The sequence below is a fragment of the Campylobacter concisus genome (genome assembly GCF_003048875.2).
GTDB classification, from domain to species: Bacteria; Campylobacterota; Campylobacteria; order Campylobacterales; family Campylobacteraceae; genus Campylobacter_A; species Campylobacter_A concisus_AU.
On record NZ_CP049264.1, the window covers coordinates 124050 to 147042 of the forward strand.

The window sequence follows — 22993 nt, forward strand, 5'->3', positions numbered from 1 at the left end:
CTTGAGATTAGATAATACGAAAATTATTAGAAGCATAGAGGAATTGCTTTTCGAGTTTGGTGTTAATGGTGAGACATACAAAAATATAACATTTTATTGTCGTGACTTAAATCATTTTTACGAACCAAATGTGTTTAATGGAGAGGCATTATATAATAAAATAATTACAAGGTTATTTTCTCTAAAACAATACAGTAATAAATCTTTGTCTGTAAAAACATATAAATACTTGGATAAGCCTAGTTTGTTCAATAAAAATATTACGAAAAAAAATAACAAGATAACACTTCTTAATTCTAGTATATATGCAGAAATCCTTAGTGAAGAGCAAGATCCAGTAGAAGAATTTGTTGATGGATTAATTTATCTTGCTAATAGAGTTAAAAGCGATGACAGTGAGGTTAAAAATTTCGAGGAGGCATCTAGTATACTAGTTAGTGAATATAATACAATAGAAAAAAGACTTTGGACTTTGATGGACAAACTAAAAGTTGCGTTAATAGATAGGGCAAATATTATATTAATTCGTGAAAATTTTAGCAAAAGAGATGAAGTAATAAAAACGATAGAAGAGAGTTTTGATGAGATCAAAAAAAATCTTAAGAAAGCTTCAGAGGGTGGCGACACTTATATCAAAAAAGAGATATTTAAATTTTTTATGAGTTTTTTTGATATCACTGATTTTAAAAAATCGTTCGGCTTATTAAATATTGTGTCATCTACGCCAGACGCGTTGAAAACTACCGAAAATATCTTTAGCTCTCTAAAAAAAAGAGGTTCTTATGCTTTTTCTAGTCCGGTTATGAGTTTGCTAGCTACTAAGTTTGGTTTTATACTAGGACTATTAAATACGGTATCGTTTAATAATATTTTAGTTTTTACAAATGACGATCAAAAGAGTGGAGCATTTATAGACTTTTCAGGATTTGATATAACAGCCACTAACACAAAAAGTAATTATGATGAGTATATTGGAATTTGCTCCAATTTTTCATTAGAAGGTGATGAAAAAAGTCTATTTGATGCAAAGATAAGTAAATATGAAAATATAGACAAAAAGAATAATATATCAATATGCAAAAACGATAAGGATAATACTGAAGAGAGCTTACTTAAAAGGATAGAAGAGTGCGTGATCGCAAATAGAGCAAATTTTGTCTATATGCAATATCCATTTTTTAACTCTTTAAAATTTGCAAATCTCTTAAGAGACAAATCCTTAACCACAAAAGACAATACTCATAATACAAATAATAGTAGCGGTATCTCTAAAAACTATCTTGTTGTTTCGAATGCTCCTTCAATACTAAACGCAAAGCTAAACGAACATCTTTTACAAAACGTATTAAACTATAAGATAGTAGATAGTCTAAATAGGGCTGATGACAAGAAGGTGACCGATCCTAAGCAGCTAAATGGCACAAAAGACTATAGCCAGTACTCTATACAAATAGATGCCCAAAAAGAGGAAGATCTGTACCTATTAAGCCTAAGCCCATTTACAAGGGTTGGCAAAGATAGAATTAAAAAATTTCAAAAAGATATAGATACTTTTAATGATTTTATGCAAGATAAACAAAATCAAATAAATACGATTATGTACTTTGATACATTAAGTGAGAACGAAAAGCAGGTGGCATATAGATTTTTAAAAGCTAATTCTTATCTTGGACACATAAATAAGTATTTCAAAAATGCTAAAGACATGGAAGAGATAGTTAAGAATGAAAAGGATTTTTTAGTTGCAAGTATAAAAGAATTTGAAACTTTCTTTTCAAGTATAAATTCTTCTTTAGAACACAGTGAATCACATGTTGTTGAAATACCTTCTTTGCAAAATTTAAATTCTATGATGAAAAAAAATGATGCTGTAATTAAAGTACCAGATATAATAGTACTATCTGATTATTATTATCCAGCTACTAGAGTATTTCTTTTGGTTATGGGCTACTATGTCATAAGACAAACATTTGATAATTCTATGATTAGTCAAGATATTACTGTATCTGCTTATGAATCTATAAAAATATCTGACGAGTCATTTATGGTTTGTTCTGAAGACTCTTATTACTTGAAAGAAGACGGAGTCAAAGTGCCGATTTGCTTTTTTAAAAAAACAAAAGAGGGCAAAATAGCAAAACTAAAAACAAACAAGGAAGAAAATAAAGAGATACAAAATAATATAATTTGTATAGAAGAGATAGTGGAAACAATAGAAAAAAGCCATGTAAGAGATATTGATCATGTATTAGATGATCATTCATATGAGGAACTAAAAGAACTTCTTAAAAATTATACAGGTTTAGATGGTGAGAGTGTCGAGGATGAAAAATTTACGAAAAATATCAAGCAATTAGATGATGACGAGTATAAATATACGATAGATTTTGCAATGATATCCACACTAGACGATATTTTATATGACATATTTCCGTTTTATGGATTTTTTATAGGTAAATCATATGAAACTATACTAAAAAGCATAACAAAGGCTTTCTTTTCGAGCAGCAAAGATAACCTTTTAAAAAATATTTTTATCGAACTAGTAGGAGAGCTTAAAACATTTAGTACATTAAATGAGTTGCCAGTTGCAAAAATAGTCAATAAGGATCATGGCAAAATAATAAAAGAAAAAAAGAAAAAAGGATTTATTGAAATAACTAAGGAAAAAAGCAACAAGATTCTACTTATAAATATGGAACGCACTAATAAAACTAAACGGAGCTTAAAAAGTGCAAAAAAATGGATAGATGAATTTGAAGTAGGTGAAGAAATAAAAAGACAGATAGCTATAAAGGCAGGTAAAGAATTTGTAAAAAATAGCTCGATAACATTTGTAAAAGATTTGGCAAAGGCTGGATTTGGTTTTTTTGTAGATAGTTTTTTTATCAACACCTACGAACAACAAAAAAGATCTTATGAACTAATACTTCATAAGTATTTCACAAATAAATTTAATGATACCTATGCTGTTAAGAATATATCTTATGAACCTTATTCAAATAAAACAAGTGAATATACCTACTACCCTATAGAGATATACTCATCTTTTATAAATATAGATCTAAAAAGAACTATCATAGGAGGAAGACTATCTAGTGGAGGACTAGACTATCATAACTTCTTCTACTATGATATAAACACCACTACAAACAAACTAGACTCTAATCTATCTAAAGATATAAGCCTAGATACTATGATATCTTATCTATGTCTGGATGAACTAAGAACAGATAATAAAACCGATGAAGAGTTCTTTAATAATCTAAACAAAAGAAACAAGAAGCTAGCATATTCACCAAAAGAGCTTATGCTACAAGGAGTTAAAACATTGCTTACAATAAGTCCATCAAATCCAATAGGTATAAAACAAAGAGAGGGAATTTATGAGATGTATAAAAAATCTGTAGCTGAAAACAAAAGCGCCAATGCAACTTTTGGTATTCCAATAGACAAATACAACGAAGCTATGGAGATACTAGAAGACTTTAAAAATGGAAATTTAAACACATTTGGATCAGAAGTAGATAATAAATCAAGAAGACTACTAAAAGCACTAGATGTTATAGGCAATAACAATGTAAAAGGTATGTATGTGGGGTGTAAGATAGAACACGGAAAAAGAACTAAAGAAACGATACCTCCAAGACTTGTCGGTCGTCTAGCTACTACCATAGTTATGGAAGATGGTCTATATATAGGATAAGATATGAAGAAGATAATATTTATAACTTTAGCTATCTTAACAGTAGGGTCACTATTAATAATAAACAAAGGAAATTTAATGAGTAAAGAAAATTTAATGGATAATACATATACGGTTATAGCTCCAAATGGAGAAGAGGTTTGGTTTGATAAAAATACAAATTTAATTGTGTCTAAAACTAAAGATGACAATACAACAAAATATTTTGAGGAAAAATCTAAAATGCTCCTTCAAGCTCGCTCCATCCTAGACTCATCTCCATATAAAAACTATAAACCACTATACTATAACCCTAAACCAAACTCTCTAGGTCAAACAGATTATTTAGCTTTTAAACCATGGCTAGACATTAGCTATAAACCAAGCTCAACTAAAATTTCACCTTGGACTAAATCAGAAAAAGCCTACTATGAAAGCTTAAAAGATAAGAGAGATAGATATATCTATCTAGTAAAAAGAAGCAATCTAAAATGCACCATGATAGATATCCCAGAAGATGCAATAGGCAGAGTAGATAGTAATGGCAAACTAACAAAGCCAGAATATGCTGAAATTTATGATGAAGTAGATAGAAATAAAAATACACTAAAATCAGAGCTATTTATAGGAGAGTGGAATTTATGTGCTGGTGTATTAGGTAATCCATTAGCATTTGGCACTGGTGGTTCAGCAGGATTTAAAGCAAGAGATTTTCAAAAAGCATTTCTAGCAGCACAACTAGGAGTAGTAGAAGCATTAAACTATCTGGCAGACTCTTTTAAGTACTACACTTATGGCATGGGAGTAAATAAAAATTTAGATACCTACGAAAAAATTCTTAAACTATATAAAAATCCCCCACTAGATGAATATGGCATGATACCTTATCTTGATGAGATGATAGGTAGCTATTTCGTGATGGATTTTAATAGAAATGGGATAGTGATTAACCCTACAGGTTCAATGCATAGAGTTTTAAGAGAGCTTGTAGAAGATAAAGGAAAACTACTAGATCCTAGAGACCTTGACGCAAACGAGACTACAAGGGAGGAATTTGTCTCTTATGTTAAAAAAGAATTGCCAGAATATGCGGAGATTTTTTCTGAAAAAGGCTATCCTGCTAATTACGAAGATAGAGATATAGACCTCTACATCGACTCCACCCTCCTAGAAGCCAAAATAATGTCCCTAACCCCACCAGAGGGATATCCAAATGCACCATACTACAACACACCAGAAGAGCTAACAAGACTATACGAGGCTGGTAAATTAGATAAAAAGCTAAACCCTCTAACACCAGTAATGTATAGAGATAGCTTCCCAGAAGATCTTAGGCAAAAGATATTAAGCTATGCCAAAGAGCATAATATAAAGGATTGATTAACGCTCATTAAAGTTTTATTTAAGAACATTGATTTTAAAATAAGTTTCTTCTAAAATAAATTTAGATAGAATTACATAAAAATAATATTATTAACGTGAGGTAAAGGAAACCATGAAGAAAACGTTTAAATTTCTTTGTTCTTTAATTTTTATGCTATTTATCGCAGGATGTGCAAAAGATCTTATCATAAGCAACACTCCAAATTCAAACTTAAACTACCACGGTGACAACGTACCAGTGACTATCATCGCTTACAAGCTGAAAGATGTGGCAAAATTTCAGCAAGCTAGCATAGTTGATCTAGCTGAGAAAAATGGTGACATACTTGGTCAAGACAAGATAGACTCGATAAAAACGCAAATTCAGCCAAACACAAACAGATACGCTTTTACAAATGTCGATCCAGACGAAGTGCCATACGTAGGCATTTTGGTGCTTTATGCTGATCAAAGCAAGACAAATATCAAAGCTTACAAATCAACAAAAGAAGCAAAAGAGAAAAATATAGTTTTTGAGATAACTAAAAATGGCGTAAATACCATAGACGCTAGTAGCTCTAAGATACAAGCAAGCAAATAAAATGTCTGATAAACTAAAAGTTGTCTGGTACAACGGGATGAACGTTGATAAAGTTCATTTCGAGCAGCAAGAGAGGTATTTTGAGAGAAATTTAAACCTAAAAACCGTCTCGTCTTTATCAAATTTATATGGAGTTTTGGAGCTTGAGATCTCAAGTGAGCTTTTGCTTCAAGGCAAGATAGGGCTAAATAAAATTTCTTGCATCTCACAAGATGGTACGATATTTAACGCTCCAGGTCAAGACGACCTACCAGAGCCACTTGAGATAAGCCCTAGCGAGCTAAATTCTGCTGTCATAGTGCTAAAGCTACCAGTTAGCTCGGGGCTTGTTGATGTTAGCTTGCAAAACAACCTGCCAAATCTAAAATTTACAGCTAAACAAGCGCTCATTAGCTCAAGAGTGCATGATGAAGCTAGCAACGATATCTTGAACGAGCTAGATGACAAAGACGACTTTGAGCTTTCGTCTGCTTTTACGCAGGATAAAGAAAATTTGATCCTAGCAAGCCAAAGATCGGCTCTAGGAGTGCTTGGCTCAAAGACGCCTTATGAGCTTAGCGTGCCTATTTGCAGGATAAAAAACATCGACCTAAACAAGCAAATAACGCTTGATGAGAAATTTATCCCAACCTGCATCGATATCAGTAAAAATTCTTTCATCACTAGCTTTATAGATGAGTTTAGCTTTGCTACAAAGCAGCATCAAGAGAGCTATACTGGGCTTTTAGGCGGTATAGATCAGGCGAAAAATAGGCTTGATATTTCAACATATTTGACGCTAAATATGCTGAAAAAATGGCACTTGATATTCTCATATCTTTTCAAAAGAGACAAAATTCATCCAGAGTATCTATATGAAAAGCTGGTTGATTTTCAAGCTGATCTGCTAGCCCTAAGTCACGATGATAGTTTTAGCGAATTTATAGCTTATGATCACAACAACTTAAGTCAAACTTTCGTACCGTTAATAAACAATCTTAGGCTTTTGTTCTCGCATATCTTGTCTCCAAAATACGTCATGGCACAGATCGTCAAAAACAATCACGGCTTTTTTGACTGCGTCTTTGATAACCCAAGCATAATAGAAAACTCAGAAATTTACTTTGCTATCCATAGCGATACAAAAAATGAGTACCTGCTTAAAAATTTCAAAGAACAGTGCAAAATCCACACCCAATCAAACATCAAAAGTATCGTCTCATCACAGCTTCGTGGCATAAACGTAGAGCAAATTTCAGCTATACCTAGTACATTGCCAAAGCTAAATGACTATATCTACTACAAGATCGATAAAAAAGATGAAATTTTCAAAAGCTTCGCAAATCAAAGCGTTATTAGCGTCTATATAACAGCAAATTTATCAAACGCTGACATTAAAATGTGGGCTTTATTATAAGGACAAAAAATGAGTGAAAATCAAAATGACATTTCAGTTTTAAGCCAGACAAAGCTTCTAGGACTTGGCGCAAATCCTGCCCTAGATCATGTGCTACCACTGCTTCTTTTGGCAAACAGAGTATCAAAACTTCAAAATTTTTCACAAAGTGAGATGCAAAATTTACGTGAAAAGCTGATAAATGATATATTAAGCACCACTTCAAAGATCTCAAATTTGGGCATTTATGAAGAGGACGATATCATTAGGCTTAGATATTGCCTTTGCGTTTTTATCGATGAGAGTTTGCTTAAAAATGAAATTTTTATGAATAGTTTTTGGGCGAACAACACCTTAACTACAAGATTTTTCAACGAAAATTTAGGTGGCAACAAATTCTTTGGCATCATGGATAAATGGTTTGAAAATGTTGGCAAAAACAAGGACTTTTTAGAGTTTATCTACGCTTGTTTGGTGCTTGGATACAAGGGCAAATATGAGGCGCAGGAAGATTGCAACGAGAAAATTTCATACCTTTGTGAAAATATAGCCTCAGCCGTTTCACCACTTATCAAGGCCGATGAAAATGTATTTGAAAAGAGCTATTTAAAAACTAAAAAGAGAAGCTTTTTTGAGATATTTTCACTAAGGCATTTGAAATTTTACTTTATCCTTATAGCGCTTGCAGCTATTGCGGCTGCATTTTTATATAGCACCTACTCGATGGATCAAAACAACGTTAAAAACGACAGCGTTTTAAACAATAAAATAGAAAATTTTATGGACAAAAAGTAAGTGCAAGATAAGTTTTTCAACAAATTTAGCGAAAACTTTTCAGAAAACGAACTCTACATCAGCCTTATAGACGAGATGTCAAAGTATAAGACTTTGACTCACGATACGATAAAATGGGACTTTGTTTATAGCTCGTCTTTAAAGGCATTAAGCGAATTTAGCCTCGATGTAAAGCTTTTAAATTTCTTAGCGATCTCTGCTGTAAATTTAAACCAAAAAGATAGTTTTAAAACCCTAATCGAGGCCTTTTCATTTTTTCTCACTACTCTAAAACAAGAGCCAAATTTATTAGCCAAAAATGAAAAGCAAGTGCCTGCTAAAAAAAAGATATTTGCCCAAACGATAGAGCTTTTTACGCAAGCCCATAGGGACGGTATAAATTTAGACGAAGCGGACGCAAGAGCTTTTAATGAGCTTGTACCTGAGCTCTCACGCGAGCTTAGCACGCACTTTGACACGCTTTATATAGAAGAAAAAAGCGAGCAAGCTCAAAGAGTAGAGGAGCCAAAGCAGCAGCCGCAAAAGACCGAGCCAAGCTACACGCAAAGTGTCTCTTTTGGCAGTAGTGACATTAGTACATTTAGTGATAGAGAGTTTAGGGAGTATTTTGTAAATTTATCCATCTCGCTTTTAAAAAATGATATAAAAAATTTGACCGCTTACTCGCTTGTCTTTGAGGCGATGTGGGGCAGGATCAAGGCTTTGCCAATTAGCAGCGAGCAAGTGACGCAGATACGCTATCCTGATGAAAATTTGATCTTACTTTTTAAAAATATGAAAGAAGCAAACCTTGGTAATTTAGAGAAATTTATAAGAAATTTATCTCTTAATCCATTTTGGATAGATGGCGTTAGGATATTTTGTGAATTTTTAAGATCATCTGGACTAAGCGAGCAAAGCGAGCTAGTTTCTAGTATGACTTTAAATTTTATAGAAAAATTCCCAGATATGAAAAAGCTTAAATTTCAAAGTGAAGAGGCATTTTTTAGCGAAGAGAGTGCTAAATTTTTTAGTAAAAAAGAGAGCGCAAATTTTATTTCTAGTGACGAAATGAAAAAAGATATGAGCTTTGAAGAGCTGATAAAAGCCCTTGATAGAAGCAAATATGCAACAAATTCGCAAAGTGAGCTTAGCTTTTTGTTAGAGCTTTCCAAAATTTTTACAAGCCAAGGCATGGACAACAACGCGAAAGTTGTATATTCGCAAATAGTTAAATTTATAGAAAACACCGAGCTTAAGGATTATTTGTCAGATATTTATATAAAGGCAAAAACATTTTTGTGATAAAATATGTTTTTTTAAAACTTCTTTAATTTTATTTAATTATAATTCTTAAATCATTTACTCAAAAAAAGGATGTTATTATGGCAGAGAATTCAATCCCACCAAAAGAACGTATAAACATTGTTTATAGAACCAAAACAAACAACCAAGAAGCAGATGTCGAGCTTCCATTAAAGCTGATGGTAGTTTCAAATTTAACTGGTGAAAACCAAACTCCACTTGAAGATCGCGAAGTTGTCTCTATAAATAAGATAAATTTCGATCAAGTTATGAAAAGTTTAGACATTCATACTGAATTTTCAGTGAAAAATAGACTAAATTCTGGTAGCGAAGATCTAAATATCGATCTAAATTTTGAAAGCATTCAAGACTTCAATCCAGACAATATCATCAACCAAGTCCCTGAGCTAAAAAAGCTATTGCAGCTTAGAAAGGCTTTAGTTGCGTTAAAAGGACCTATGGGCAATATGCCTGATTTTAGAAAAGCGGTTTTAGAGGCTATTAAGGATGAAGATAGTAGAAAACAGCTTCTTTTAGAGCTTAAAGACGAAAAAGATAAGGAATAAAAATGTCTGAAACTAAAGTAAAAACTCCTATCATTGAAAGCATAATGCAAAGGAGCAAATATACAAAAGATGATGAAAGTTATAGCGTAGTAAAGCAAGGAGTTGCCGAGTTTATCTCAAATATCATCACAACAAACAACGCTGAAGAGAAGATAAACAAGCTAGCACTTGATGAGATGATAGCCCATATAGACACGCTTTTATCAGCTCAGATGGATGAAATTTTACACAACAAATCTTTCCAAGAGCTAGAGTCTACTTGGCGTGGCATTAGATTTTTGGTTGAGAGAACAAATTTCAACGAAAACGTAAAGATCGATCTTTTAGACGCTACAAAAGAGGAAATTTTAGATGACTTTGAAAACAATCTAGATATAACTCAAAGCACACTTTATAAGCAAATTTACTCAGCTGAGTATGGTCAATTTGGTGGTGAGCCAGTTGGTGCGATAGTTGCTGACTATGAGCTAGATAAGTCAAATCAAGACATGACTTTCTTAAACAAAATGTCATCAATTGCGGCGATGAGCCACTCTCCGCTTCTAACTTCGCTATCTTCTAAATTCTTTGGACTTGATAACTTTGGCGAACTTGAAAACATAAAAGATCTAAAGAGCCTACTTGAAGGTCCTCAATACACAAGATGGAGAACTTTTAGAGAGAACGAAGATGCAAAATATACAGGTTGTATGGTAAATAGATTTCTTACCAGATCTCCATATGTCCCAGAAGATAATCCTATAAAAAGCTTTAACTACCGCGAAAGCATTGATAAACACGATGATATGCTTTGGGGCAACGGCGCTTATGCGTTTGCTACAAGGCTTACAGAGAGCTTTGCGGACTATAGATGGTGTGGCAACATCATCGGGCCAAAAGGTGGCGGCGCTGTAAAAGACCTACCAACTTACACTTATGAAAACTACGGAAGCGTTCAGACAAAAATTCCAACCGAAGTTTTGATCACAGATAGAAGAGAATTTGAGCTTGCAGAAAATGGCTTTATCACGCTTACGCTAAGACGTGATAGCAACAACGCAGCATTTTTCTCTGCAAACTCAGTGCTAAAACCTAAAGTTTTCCCAAATACTCCAGAAGGCAAAGCTGCTGAGACAAATTTTAGACTTGGCACACAGCTTCCATATGTTTTTTTAATCTCTCGTTTGGCTCACTATCTAAAAGTACTTCAAAGAGAAGAGATCGGTACTTGGAAAGAGCGCAGTGACGTTGAACGTGGCTTAAATGAGTGGCTAAGACAGTACATCTCAGATCAGGAAAACCCACCAGCTGATGTAAGAAGTAGAAGGCCATTTAGAAGTGCAAAAGTCATCGTTAGCGATATAGCTGGTGAGCCAGGCTGGTACAAGATAGAGCTTCTAGCTAGACCTCACTTTAAATTTATGGGGGCAAATTTCGAGCTTTCTTTGGTTGGTAAGCTGGATAAAGAGTAAATTTAAGCATGTCGCTGATAGATAAAATTTTATATGAATTTAGTGATGAGTCAAAATTTCGTCCATATTTTAAAGATCTAGACAGCGACATCAAAGATCACATCGATACTATCTTAAACTCAAGGCTTGGAAACTACGGCCGTTTAAATGATAGTATCATCGATCTTTGGTCGGTTGGGGTCGAGATAAACGAGCTTGGCCATAGACTTGGCATGGCGATATATGAGCTAATCACCTCAAACGAAAATAGAATAGAGATAACTTCTATCGGCTATGATGACTCGCTAAAGCCTTGGCGCATCATCTTTAACATAAACTATAAGCATAAAAACGACAATTTCAAAGAGTATTTGCTAAAGGTTATTTTTAAGAACAATAGATATTGTGAGATTTTATAATGGATTATAATGAAAATAATTTAGCTTATTTTCAAAAAGAGATGGCGTATCTTGACGAAACAAGAGCACTTTTTATAAAGAATTTCCCAAAAGTTGCACCATTTTTAGATACTAAAAGCAAAGATCCTGATGTTGAGAGTATCATAGAAAATATGGCTATTTTGACATCAAGGATTAGACAAGAGCTAGATGAAAATATCCCCTTAATAGCCGAGTCTTTGATAAATATCTTAATGCCAAGCTACACAAATCCTTTCCCCTCAGTTTGCATGCAAGAATTTGCTCTAAGAGATGATTTTTCAGAAAAAAAGGAATTTATACCAAAGGGCAGCATCATAGAGTCAAAGCCAATAAACGGCGTGGCTTGTAAATTTCAGACGATATATGACGTAAATTTGCTTCCACTAAAGATATCAAAAGCTTTCATGTCAAACAACAAAAGCGACTATCTTTTAAATTTAAACATATCTATCACCAAAGATGAGCTTAGCACCAAAGATCTAGATACCAACTTTTTAAATTTATACCTTGGCGATAACATATACTTCTCTTCAACCCTTTTGATGTGGCTAAAAAACTACTTAAAATTTATAGTCATAAGCTTTGAAGATAGCGATGAAGAGATAAAACTTGGAGCTGACAAGCTTAGCTTGGATGAATTTGATGAAGCTTTGATAAATAGCGATGAGTTTGGTTTTGAGGCATTTGAGCTTATAAAAGAGCTTTCGTATTTTTCATCTAAACTAAATTTCATCCGTATAAATGGACTTGGTTTTTTAAAGAGATTTGACGCAAAAAGCTTTAACATCAAATTTGTCTTTTCAAAAGATATGCCAAATGGCTATGTGCCAAGGCTAGAGTATTTCTCTCTTTTTGCCACGCCAGCGATAAATTTGTTTGCAAAAGGCGCTGAGCCTATACAAAACAACAACAAACGAAGTGAGTATAGAATTTTCATCGACCGCTCAAACATAAACGCATACGAGATAGTCTCTATCACAAAGGTCGTCGCTCACAGCAGCAATAATGAAAAAAGGATACTTAAAAACTACAAAAGCTTTGAGAGATTTGAGTTTTTAAATAGCCAAAGATCAAAAGATTATTACTTTGTAAGCAATAAAATAGATATGAAGCTAAACTCTTACAAAGAAATTTCATTTTTTAAAAATGACACCAAAGAGCAGACCGTGAGCATCGAGACACTTTGCTGTAATGGCGATCTACCAACTAATCTAAAACTTGGCGAGATAAACAAAATCCAAAATCACCAAGGTGTAGTAACCAAAAATTTAACTATCCCAACTAGCGTAAAACGTGTAAATGTAGATGGAAATTTACTCTGGAGGCTGGTTAGCATCTTGTCATTTAGCTATCAAAGCATACTAAACAAAGGCTCTTTTTTGGCACTGCTTAATGCCTTTATGCTACCTGATGATGAGTTTTTGAAGAAATTTTCTAGCTCGCTTCATGAGATAAAGACAAAACAGATCCATAGGGTCGATGGCGGCTTTGCAAAAAGAGGAGTGCTTTGTATATTTTATATAGATGAGAGCGAGTTTGAAAGCCTTGGAAATGTCTATGTTTTAGGTATAAATTTGGCTAAGTTTTTATCAAAATTTGCTTCTATTAACTCATTTTGCGAGCTTAAGATCAAGTGCGTAAAGAGTAAAATTTTATTTGATTATGGGTTTTTAAGCGGTACGAAAGAGCTAGTATGAACGAAGAGATAAGCCAGGCTTCTTTTTTTAAACTGATAAAAAATATCTTAAAAGATAGGGATAGGGGCGAGATATTTTTAAAAAATAGCTCGAGTTTTGCCTACCCGATCAAAGAGCTCGAGAGCTTAGATGAGCAGGAGTTTACAAAGATAATTGTAAATTTTATGGGTCTTTTAGGAAGCGGCTCGCACCTAACAAGCTACATTTTAGAGAAAATTTCAAAGACTAATGACAATAGCTATGAGCTATTTTTTGATTTTTTTGACAACTACTTACTTTGGCTATTTTTTGACAGCATTAGTCTAAAAAACTACGCAAGATCTTTTGAAGATGAGCTTGACGATAAAATTTCAAAGATCTTGCTTGATATGCTTAATATAAAAGAAAAGCAGCTGGCAAAGAAATTTCTGCCATTTTCGCCACTTGCAGTTAGCCAAAGAAGGCCAAAAAAAGAGGTTGAATTTGCGCTTCAGAGCCACTTTGGGCTAAAAGATAAGCTTTTTATACTTGAAAATTTACCAAATCAAATTTTCATAGCACCATCAAATTTAAACTCTTTAGGCCATAAAAATAGGACACTTGGTAAAAATTTCATCCTTGGCAAAAAGCTTTTTGAAAAGCAAACTAAGATCGCAGTCTTTATAAACGGCATAGAGTACGAAGAGGCTGTGAATTTCTTCCCCAAAAAAGATAAATTTAAAGAGCTTCAAGAGACTCTTTCTTATTTTACTAATGATGAATTTGTTTCTGATTTATATTTGAAGATAAATTACTCTCATAAGATGCAGTTTAAGCTCGGGTCAAAATATACAAGTAGTCAAATTGGCTTTGGTTCAAGGCTTAAAAATGATAAAAAAATGTCAAATTTTATAAAATTTAGACTTTGTTCATAAAATTTAACTCCAAAATCAAAAAAATCTGATATAATTACATAAAAGAAATATATTTATTTGTAAAAGGATTTGCAGCTATGGCATTTATCGACTACTTACGCAGATTTTTCACATTTTTTAGGTTTAAACACAGTGTTGTTTTAGTAACCTCTATCGCTCTTAGTGTTTTGTTTTGGCTATATGCTCCGCTTGTAGCATTTAACGATATATACAGCTTTGCTAGCGTTAGCTCACGAGTTAGCGTGCTAGTTGCTTTTTGGGCAGTTATATTGTTTTTTGTCTTGCTCAGACCGCTGATGAACTATTTTGCATCACGCAAAGATGAGAAAAACGACAAACTAAAAGAGATCAAAAAAGAGTCAATGGATAGTTTTGGCAAGGCAAAGAGAAATTTCTTACTTTCGCTAAAAGACGCCAAAACGACTTGGAAGAAAGATATAAATTTCAAAAAATTGCCATTAATAATGATAATAGGCAACGAGGGCGCTGGCAAAAGTGCTTTTATAAACTATTCAAATATCGAATTTCCTCTATCTGATAGCCTGGATACATATAAAAAGATACACCAAAGTACGACAAATTTTAACCTTTATGTATCAAAATTTGGAGCACTTTTAGATACTGAGGGCATTCACTTTGCGCAAGAGAGTCTCTATCAGCCAACTGCAACAGAGGAGCTTCCTGAAGATGATGTAGAGAAAAACAGAGACTATCTACTTAAAAAAGGCGTTTGGAACGAGTTTTTACACTTTTTAAAGAGAAATGACTTTAACTCAAGACTAAGCGGTGCCGTGCTTATCATCGATACTAAAAAATTCCTAGAAGGCACTCAAGAGTATTTTGACGAGCTTATAAGATATATGGTAAAGAGGATAAATGACTGCGAGAAGCATCTTGGCATTAAATTTCCTATTTACGTAGTCTTTAGCAAGCTTGATCTTATAGATGGTATGGGTGATTATTTCAAATTATTTAATGAAGACGTGGCAAATAAAGCTCTTGGTATAAATTTAGACTCAAATTTCACTGCTCAAACACTTGAGACAGAGCTTAAGGGCTTAAGCGACTCACTATTTAAACACCTAATGAGCAAAAACTCGATCTCGCACATGCTAGAAGATAAAAAACGCTCATATTTGTTCTTAAAACAGCTTGAAAATTTCTTTGTGCTAGTAAAAGACTTTGTTACAAAGCTAAGCTCTCAAAATGCTCTTAAAAACACATCTGTTATAAATGGAGTTTATTTTGTAAGTGCATATCAAGAAAATATCCCTATAAACTACCTTACAAATACAATTTGTGATAAATACAGCATCAAAAAACCACTTCTTAGAGCGGTAAATAATTACAGCAAACAAAGCTACTTTGTAAAATCATTTTTAAAAGAGATCGCTTTTAAAGCAAATGTAACTAAATTTGGCGCTCAAAATAGATTTATTAAATTTATAAATTTCGCCCTAGTGGCTGCACTTTGTGTGGGAGTTTATTTTGGCTCTAGTTATATTTTAAATATCAAAAATACAAAAGAGCAAATTGCGGCTAACAACGTAGATAAAATTTCTAACTATCTTGATAGTAAAAAGTATAAAGACCTTACCGCTACACAAAAGATCGAGCTTTTAAATCTGCTAAAACAAAGTCTAAACGACTATCCAAGGATCTTTAGCGGCGATACTAAATTTGAGTACATCACTCTTGATACTTCTTATAAGGGTTTTGCGCCTGTTAAAGCGCTTTATTACGATCTTAGTGCTGACTTTTTCAAAAATACAGTTTTAACTGAGATGGAAAATATCCTAAAAACAGAGAGTGATCCAGATAAGCTTATAAAAGCCTTTTATATGTATGATTCACTTTTTGATAAAAACTATACAAACGTAGATCTATTTAAAATTTGGATAGCTGCAAACTGGGATAAATTTGAAAAATATGGTGTTGCTAAAAATGAGTTTTTAGCACACATTGAAGCTATTTTAAATGCTAAAAATTTAAGCATTTCAGCAGATCAGAGTGCTCAAAGTGCTGCAAATACTAAACTAACACCTGTTCAAAGAGCAAAAAGGCTCTACTCGATACTTGAGTTTATCTCATTTAAAGATGAAAAATCATTCTATGACATCAAAAAAGAGGTTGAAAATTTAAACCAAGTAGTTCAAGAAAAAGAGGCGTTTAATCCATTTAATAAAATTTATACAAAAGAAAATTTAAGAGACTTCTTGGCAAAACTTAGCTCAAACATCGATGAGACTGCAGGCATAGAGTCATGGCTGATGGATACCAACTCATCTTTAAAAGATATCAGCTCAAATGAGAAAAAAGAGCTAAGCATCGCAGTTGTAGAGCTTTACTTGCAAAACTATGCTGATAAATGGAACCAAATTTTAAGAGCGATCGAGCCAAATGAATTTGCTACTAAAAAAGAGGTCATAGATGAGCTTGAAATTTTGTCAAAAAGAGAAAACCCACTAAATTCTCTTATAAAACTAACTAATCAAAATACAAATTTAAATGATGAAAATTTACTAAAATACATCTACTCTCTAGGCTTTGCTTCAAGCGAGATAAAACGTGTATTTACAGACTTTAGCACTAAATTTACAAACTATCATGCGCTAAATTCTGACGGATCGCTAGATCTTATCAGCAATGACGTCACAAATGTATATAAAAAAGTTAGTGACTATAACTTTGAGATGCTTCAAAGCAGTGACGATAAGATCGTTTATGCGATAAATGGCATAAAAAATGAAAACGATCCTTTTATCGTGCTCAACAATGACGCTAAAAAGCTTCCAGATGAGCTAAATGAGTACTATCAAAAGCTATCAAAACTTGCTTGGAAACAGGTAGAAAATGGAGCTTCATCGCTTTTAGCAACAGCTTATAAAGATGATGTTCTTGATGACTTTGAAAGTCTTATAAAACCTTATTATCCATTTAATGAAAACTCAGCAAAAGCTGTTAGCATCGAAGAATTTAAGAGATTTTTTGGCAAAGACGGAACTTGGAATAGCTTTTATGATAAATATCTAAAACAAATTTTAAGCAAAACTGGCAGTGGTTATAAGGTAAGACCAAAATATGCAAAAGAGCTAAGATTTAATAAAAGCTTCCTTGAAAATATCGCTTATATCGATAGAATTTCAAATTTGATGCTTGATTCAAATGACGAGCTAAAACTAAACTATAACTTAAAAGCGGTTGATCTATCGGCAAATTTCAGCCACATAAATATAGGCTACGGAAATAATTCTTTGGCGTATGATCATACGATCCCATCAAATTTACTTGTCTCAAGTAAAAGCTTTGATATCTCAACTCAGTTTAAATTTAATGCAGTTTCAAATGCAGGCAGTGATAAAAAAGAGATCAGCTTTGATGGAGAGTGGGGCTGGTACAAGCTCTTAAAGGCTTCAAATTTCAGTAGCATTGGCGTTAGCACGCTTAACTTTGATGGTAAAAAAGAGTCATATTTTGGCTTTGAAGTTACTCCAAATGGCGGAGAGCTTTTAGAGCTTATGAATATCATACCAACTATTGATTTACCAAGAAAGATGCTTTATTAAGGAAAAGATATGCAAGAAATAGCAGCGGTTATACAAAATTTCGATAAAGCTTCAAGCTTTTTGGCACAGTATGTCATTTTTGATGAAAACGGCGGAGACATAGGCTCGCTAGATACGGTTAAATTTCCGTGCAGCGATACAAGTGGCTCTATAGCTTCAAAGCACGCTCATATAGGCTTTGAAGAGGGTGTTTTTACCATTTGCGGATACGAAGGATGCGAGATATTTTATAGCGATTCTTATTCGAAGTTACCTGATGATTATGAAAGTGTGATAAACCCAGGAGATATTTTTAGGATAGGAGAGCTTAAATTTATATTTATAGATCCTTCTAGGATAGACGAATATGTCGGTAAAGCTCACAAGATCATAGAAAATACCAAAAATTTTGATGAGCTTGATAATAAAGAATTTGAGCCAGTTGGGAAAATCTCAAATGTTGATTTTAAAGAAGAGCCAAAGATAAATTCTCTCATAGACGAAGAAAAAGATATCACTCTAAATGAAAATGTCAATGATGCGCCTTTAATTTTAAATGAGAGCGCTCAAAATTTCGATGAAGAAGATATAAATAGTCAAAGGATGCTAACAGCAAAGAGCATGGATGATCTTTTGATGAATTTAGTTGAGAGTATAAAAGTGCAGCCAAACATGAGCCCTATAAGTGAGCAGAGCAGGACGTTAAATACAAAAGATATGGAAACTATTATAAAAACGCTGCCTCTAAGTGACAACACGACGCTTGTGAATGCTGTTTTGCTTAAGCTTATATGCAAAGAGCTATATAGTCAAATGTACGATATAGTCGAGAATAATTCATTTTTCAAGTATCTCTCTGGTGCTGTAACAAAAAGCACCAAAGAAGATAAAGAGGCGTTTAATTATTTATTACATAAAGCACTTGAAAGCTATATGTTAAAAAAGTAATGTTTTTAATAAAATAGAAAGTTAATAAAAGTTAAAATAACCAAATTTTTTAATAGGAGTAAATATGTCACAACCAGTGTATATTAAGGTGAAAGGTTCTACTCAAGGACTTATCTCAAGTGGTGCTTCAACAGAAGCTAGTATCGGTAATCGCTATCAGTCAGGTCACGAAGATGAGATCATGGCACAAGAGGTTTCTCACATCGTAACTGTTCCAGTAGATCCACAAAGTGGACAACCATCAGGACAAAGAGTACATAAGCCATTTAGCTTTACAACATCTTTAAACAAAGCTGTTCCACTTCTTTACAACGCATTAACTCAAGGCGAGAGACTTCCAGAGGTTGAGATCCACTGGTATAGAACATCAACTAGCGGCGGCGCTGAGCACTTCTTTACTACAAAACTAGAAGATGCAACTATAACAGATATCACTCTAGTAAGCCCAAATGCTCAAGACAAGCTAAACAGCGACAAAACTGAGCTTTTTAAAGTTTCAATGAACTATAGAAAGATAGTTTGGGAGCACGTAGCTGCAGGTACAAGCGGAAGCGATGACTGGAGAGAAGCTACTAAAAAAGCTTAAAAAATAACCTAGGGATCCTCCCTAGGGATATCAATATTCTCGTTGGAAGGACACAAATGAGCCCTTTTTATCATTATCTTTTAAAACACCATGATATGTGAAATGCGATATGAAACACTTAGCTATGATCATATTTCTCATAACATCTTTATATTCACAATATTCACACGAAGCAAATTGCACGGATATGTTTGGACTCATTTTTAATAAAAATTTAAGTGATTTTGAAACGGCTAAGTACATCAAATACTACATAGACGATCTTGGATGCGATGCTAATATGACTATTAAAATACCAGATCTTTCAATAAGACCAAATTTATTAGAGTATGCTTATGATACAAATAAAACAAAAACTTTTGATACTCTTTTGGCAAAAGGTACAGCCGCTAATGCAAGCCTAGCAACGTCTATAGGTATGAGCTTTGCATTTTTCTTTAGAGAAAATGGTGTCGGTATAGACGACAAAAAAGCAAGCCCTGAGCTACTAGAATTTATAAAAACTCAAAAATATAAAGAATTCAAAGAAAATAAATTTAAGCTAATCAAAAAACTCCTAGAACATGGACAAGATCCAAAAGACTATAAAGTTTTAAAGATTATTCTGAAAATTATAAATGATGAAAAAGATTTAGAGAATTTATTAAAAGATGGAGCTAAAAAGGAATTAGCGCAATGAGGCAATTAGCAATAATCATATTTCTCATAACATCTTTATATTCACACGAAGCAAACTGTACGGATATGTTTGGACTCATTTATAATAAAAATTTAAGCGATGTTGAAACGGCTAAGTATATAAAATACTACATAGATGATCTCGGATGTGATGCTAATGCTGGTATAAATTTACCAAATTTAACGATGAAAGCTAGCTTGTTAGAATTTGCCTATAATGCAAATAAACCAAAAAGCATTGACAAACTTTTAGAAAAAGGCGCGGTACCTAATGCGTGGTTGGCTGGCTCAATAGGATTAGACTTTTTGCTTTTTTTTGAAGAAAATGGTGTTAAGTTAGAAGGGCAGTCACCAAGCCCTGAGCTACTAGAATTTATAAAAACTCAAAAATATAAAGAATTTAAAGAAGAGAAATTTAAGCTAATCAAAAAACTACTAGAACATGGACAAGATCCAAAAGGCTATATCCTTTTACAGAAAGTATTAACGCTTGTAAATAATGAAAAAGATTTAGATAGGTTACTAGAGCAATATAAAAAGGATAGTAAATGAGTATATTGATTTCATTTATTATACCACTTGCAATATATAATCTACATTACCTAGATTGTGCAAATATGTTTAATATAGTAGCCAACAAAAAAATAAGTGATGAAAATACAGCAAAATATATGAATGTTTATATAGATAAATTTGGTTGCAATGCAAATATTACCTTAAAGTCTGCAAGACTTAGATATGAACCAAATTTATTAGAAATTGCCTTTATGATGAATAAATTTAAAACTTTTAATGATCTTTTGGATAAAGGCACAAAACCAAATGGCAGATTGGCTTTTTCTATGGGATCAGAATTCTTATTCTTTTTTCGAGATAATGAAGTCGGTTTTGAAAGTAAAATTCCTAGTAAAGAGCTACTTGATTTTATAAAAACTAAAAAATATAAAGAATTTAAAAGAGAGAAATTTAAATTAATTAAAAGGCAATTACAGTATGGACAAGATCCAAAAGACTACGAATATTTAAAATATATTTTGACACTCATAAATGATGACAAAGATTTAGAGAATTTATTAAATAATGGAAATAAAAAGGAATTAGCGCAATGAGGCAATTAGCAATAATCATATTTCTCATAACATCTTTATATTCACATGAAGCAAATTGTTTAAATATGTTTGCTGTGGTATTTGACAAAAATACAACCGATGAAAATACTGCTAAAGACATAGAATATTACATAGATAAGATTGGTTGTGATGCTAACATTACTTTAGAAAATGATAAATTGCATTATGAACCAAATCTACTTGACAGTACTTATGCAATGAATAAGCCTAAAACACTTGATTTACTTTTACAAAAGGGTACATTTCCTAGTAAGTGGCTAACAAGAGACATCGCAACAGAATTCCTGGTCTTTTTTAGAGAAAATAGCGATGGCATAAAAGATAAAAAAGCAAGCCCTGAGCTACTAGAATTTATAAAAACTCAAAAATATAAAGAATTTAAAGAAGAAAAATTTAAATTAATCAAAAAACTATTAGAACATGGACAAGATCCTTATCATTATGGCTATTTAAGGGTTATACTAAAGATAGTAGGAGATGAAAAAGATTTAGATAAGCTTTTAGAAAGCGAGAAGAGATGATGCTAAATTTTGGCTATAGACTTTTATTTTTAGTACCACTCTCTTTCATTTTGGTTGGGTGCGAAGGAGTAGAGTGTTTAACTGATGAAAATCAATATGCTGAAAAAATGATATATCAAGGACTTAGTAAAGATGATGCAAATGGAACTTGGGCATGTTTTTTTAATCGTTACGATATAAATATATATAGCTCTGGCGATGAAGCTTTAAAAAAGATATTTGAAAATATAGAGATAGCAAAAATAAAAACGAAAGCAAATATAAAAGTAAATGTTTATAAAGAAACTTGGATACCTAGCAGTACACCACCTAGTAATAAAAACCTTTTAAAAACCATTGCGTTTAATAATAAGGAAAAACAATAATGTCAAAAGTTGCAATTTATTCAGTTGTGGGTGAAAAAGATTGGTTCTCATACTTTCGTAAAATTTATAATACAAAAGTATTAATATTAAATAAAAATTGGTTTATAAAATGAATATAATTTGGATTTTTGCATTTATTATAATTGTTATTGTCTTAATAGATTTACTAATGCACTTTTGTGGTCTTTACAGATATATAATTATTAAATATTTGTCCGTTGTTATTATGTGTTTTGGGCATCCCGTATATTTTTTTATTTCTTTTATTTTGGCTTTATACTTTAGATTTTTATTTGATGATGTAGGTAATATAAAATTTTATGGCATATTATTTATGGCTTTGTGCATGATTATTTTTGCTATTTTGAGATACATGGCTTTTAAGTATATGATTAATGATGCAAGCTTATATACTTATTCTAAATTTTATTTTTTTACATGTGTTTTTTTACCATTTTATGTAATTGGTTTTTATAATGAGATGGGATTAGCAATGGCTGTTCAACTAGTGCTACCAATTTTTATGGTTATAACTATAGTATATAGTATTATAAAAATTTTAGTTATTAAAAAGTACAAGATTGTAGGGAAATATTAATATGCCTGATATAAAAATAAGTAATCAGTATTTGCCCAAAGGTATATACTTTGAAAGAGTACCTGTTTTTGGTAATAATTGGCATACTAGCCTTGTAAAAAGAGATGGTTTTGGAGAAGCCAAGATAATTAGAGGTGGACCAAATACACAAGCTGCATCTTTTAACTTCATGGATTTAAAAATAGATATAGATAAAGATATAGATCAAACTCTTGATGCATATAATGGTAAAAAACCAAATGGGTGGCAATATATAAAATTAGACATAGATGACAGCGATATAGATGATTATTGGTCTAAGATGGTTAATGCTGCACAAAAAATAGACCCGGAAATAGATTATGAAATAGAGCTTGATAATACGACTATCGACTTTTCTACTTTGTCCGTACAAATAGGAGATAATTCTCAGGTATGTCATTCTGTGGTAGGTACTGTACTATCTGAGGTTGGCATATCAACAGAAAGTATTTTTGAAAAAGATCCAAGCATTA

The 22993-nt window shown here is 32.6% G+C and carries 19 protein-coding genes; all 19 read left to right on the plus strand.

The window, feature by feature from the left end:
- Nucleotide 1: 1 nt before the first annotated feature.
- Complete coding sequence (locus tag CVT07_RS00695; RefSeq protein ID WP_196375739.1) at nucleotides 2-3706, plus strand: hypothetical protein; 3705 nt, start codon at nucleotides 2-4, stop codon at nucleotides 3704-3706.
- Nucleotides 3707-3784: 78 nt separating this feature from the next.
- Complete coding sequence (locus tag CVT07_RS00700; RefSeq protein ID WP_230855710.1) at nucleotides 3785-5065, plus strand: thioredoxin reductase; 1281 nt, start codon at nucleotides 3785-3787, stop codon at nucleotides 5063-5065.
- A gap of 115 nt (nucleotides 5066-5180) precedes the next feature.
- Nucleotides 5181-5648, plus strand: a complete 468-nt coding sequence (tssJ, locus tag CVT07_RS00705) for a type VI secretion system lipoprotein TssJ (protein ID WP_087583804.1) — start codon at nucleotides 5181-5183, stop codon at nucleotides 5646-5648.
- 1 nt (nucleotide 5649) lies between these two features.
- Nucleotides 5650-7044, plus strand: coding sequence for a type VI secretion system baseplate subunit TssK (gene tssK, locus CVT07_RS00710; RefSeq protein ID WP_103617862.1), 1395 nt, complete (start codon nucleotides 5650-5652; stop codon nucleotides 7042-7044).
- Between the two features lie 9 nt (nucleotides 7045-7053).
- Nucleotides 7054-7818 carry a type IVB secretion system protein IcmH/DotU gene (gene icmH, locus CVT07_RS00715; protein ID WP_021086306.1) on the plus strand — a complete coding sequence of 255 codons (765 nt, stop codon included), beginning with the start codon at nucleotides 7054-7056 and terminating at the stop codon, nucleotides 7816-7818.
- Nucleotides 7819-9102 (plus strand): type VI secretion system domain-containing protein, encoded by a 1284-nt coding sequence (locus CVT07_RS00720; protein ID WP_107937396.1) that lies wholly within the window; start codon nucleotides 7819-7821, stop codon nucleotides 9100-9102.
- Nucleotides 9103-9182: 80 nt separating this feature from the next.
- A complete protein-coding gene (gene tssB, locus CVT07_RS00725) occupies nucleotides 9183-9668 on the plus strand; it encodes a type VI secretion system contractile sheath small subunit (protein ID WP_012001089.1) in 486 nt (161 codons plus the stop codon).
- A gap of 2 nt (nucleotides 9669-9670) precedes the next feature.
- Nucleotides 9671-11119: a type VI secretion system contractile sheath large subunit gene (gene tssC / locus CVT07_RS00730; protein WP_107937398.1), complete on the plus strand. Its 1449-nt coding sequence runs from the start codon at nucleotides 9671-9673 to the stop codon at nucleotides 11117-11119.
- 8 nt (nucleotides 11120-11127) lie between these two features.
- A complete protein-coding gene (locus CVT07_RS00735; protein ID WP_012001091.1) occupies nucleotides 11128-11517 on the plus strand; it encodes a hypothetical protein in 390 nt (129 codons plus the stop codon).
- Nucleotides 11517-13235, plus strand: a complete 1719-nt coding sequence (gene tssF / locus CVT07_RS00740) for a type VI secretion system baseplate subunit TssF (RefSeq protein ID WP_107937400.1) — start codon at nucleotides 11517-11519, stop codon at nucleotides 13233-13235. The genes CVT07_RS00735 and tssF overlap by 1 nt, the downstream gene beginning before the upstream one ends.
- Nucleotides 13232-14128, plus strand: a complete 897-nt coding sequence (locus CVT07_RS00745) for a type VI secretion system baseplate subunit TssG (RefSeq protein ID WP_107937402.1) — start codon at nucleotides 13232-13234, stop codon at nucleotides 14126-14128. The genes tssF and CVT07_RS00745 overlap by 4 nt, the downstream gene beginning before the upstream one ends.
- A 77-nt stretch (nucleotides 14129-14205) precedes the next feature.
- Nucleotides 14206-17694: a type VI secretion system membrane subunit TssM gene (gene tssM, locus CVT07_RS00750; protein ID WP_107937404.1), complete on the plus strand. Its 3489-nt coding sequence runs from the start codon at nucleotides 14206-14208 to the stop codon at nucleotides 17692-17694.
- 9 nt (nucleotides 17695-17703) lie between these two features.
- Nucleotides 17704-18621 (plus strand): hypothetical protein, encoded by a 918-nt coding sequence (locus CVT07_RS00755; protein ID WP_107937406.1) that lies wholly within the window; start codon nucleotides 17704-17706, stop codon nucleotides 18619-18621.
- 64 nt (nucleotides 18622-18685) lie between these two features.
- The gene (locus CVT07_RS00760) at nucleotides 18686-19207 is read left to right on the plus strand and encodes an Hcp family type VI secretion system effector (RefSeq protein ID WP_012001093.1); all 522 of its coding nucleotides are present in this window, start codon (nucleotides 18686-18688) and stop codon (nucleotides 19205-19207) included.
- A 187-nt stretch (nucleotides 19208-19394) separates the two neighbouring features.
- Nucleotides 19395-19886 (plus strand): hypothetical protein, encoded by a 492-nt coding sequence (locus CVT07_RS00765; protein WP_230855711.1) that lies wholly within the window; start codon nucleotides 19395-19397, stop codon nucleotides 19884-19886.
- Nucleotides 19883-20437 (plus strand): hypothetical protein, encoded by a 555-nt coding sequence (locus CVT07_RS00770; RefSeq protein ID WP_230855712.1) that lies wholly within the window; start codon nucleotides 19883-19885, stop codon nucleotides 20435-20437. Before CVT07_RS00765 ends, CVT07_RS00770 begins: the two co-directional genes overlap by 4 nt.
- Nucleotides 20434-20994 (plus strand): hypothetical protein, encoded by a 561-nt coding sequence (locus CVT07_RS00775; protein ID WP_230855713.1) that lies wholly within the window; start codon nucleotides 20434-20436, stop codon nucleotides 20992-20994. The genes CVT07_RS00770 and CVT07_RS00775 overlap by 4 nt, the downstream gene beginning before the upstream one ends.
- Nucleotides 20991-21536 carry a hypothetical protein gene (locus tag CVT07_RS00780; protein ID WP_230855714.1) on the plus strand — a complete coding sequence of 182 codons (546 nt, stop codon included), beginning with the start codon at nucleotides 20991-20993 and terminating at the stop codon, nucleotides 21534-21536. Before CVT07_RS00775 ends, CVT07_RS00780 begins: the two co-directional genes overlap by 4 nt.
- Nucleotides 21533-21901 carry a hypothetical protein gene (locus CVT07_RS00785; protein WP_087583047.1) on the plus strand — a complete coding sequence of 123 codons (369 nt, stop codon included), beginning with the start codon at nucleotides 21533-21535 and terminating at the stop codon, nucleotides 21899-21901. The genes CVT07_RS00780 and CVT07_RS00785 overlap by 4 nt, the downstream gene beginning before the upstream one ends.
- Nucleotides 21902-22993: the final 1092 nt, after the last annotated feature.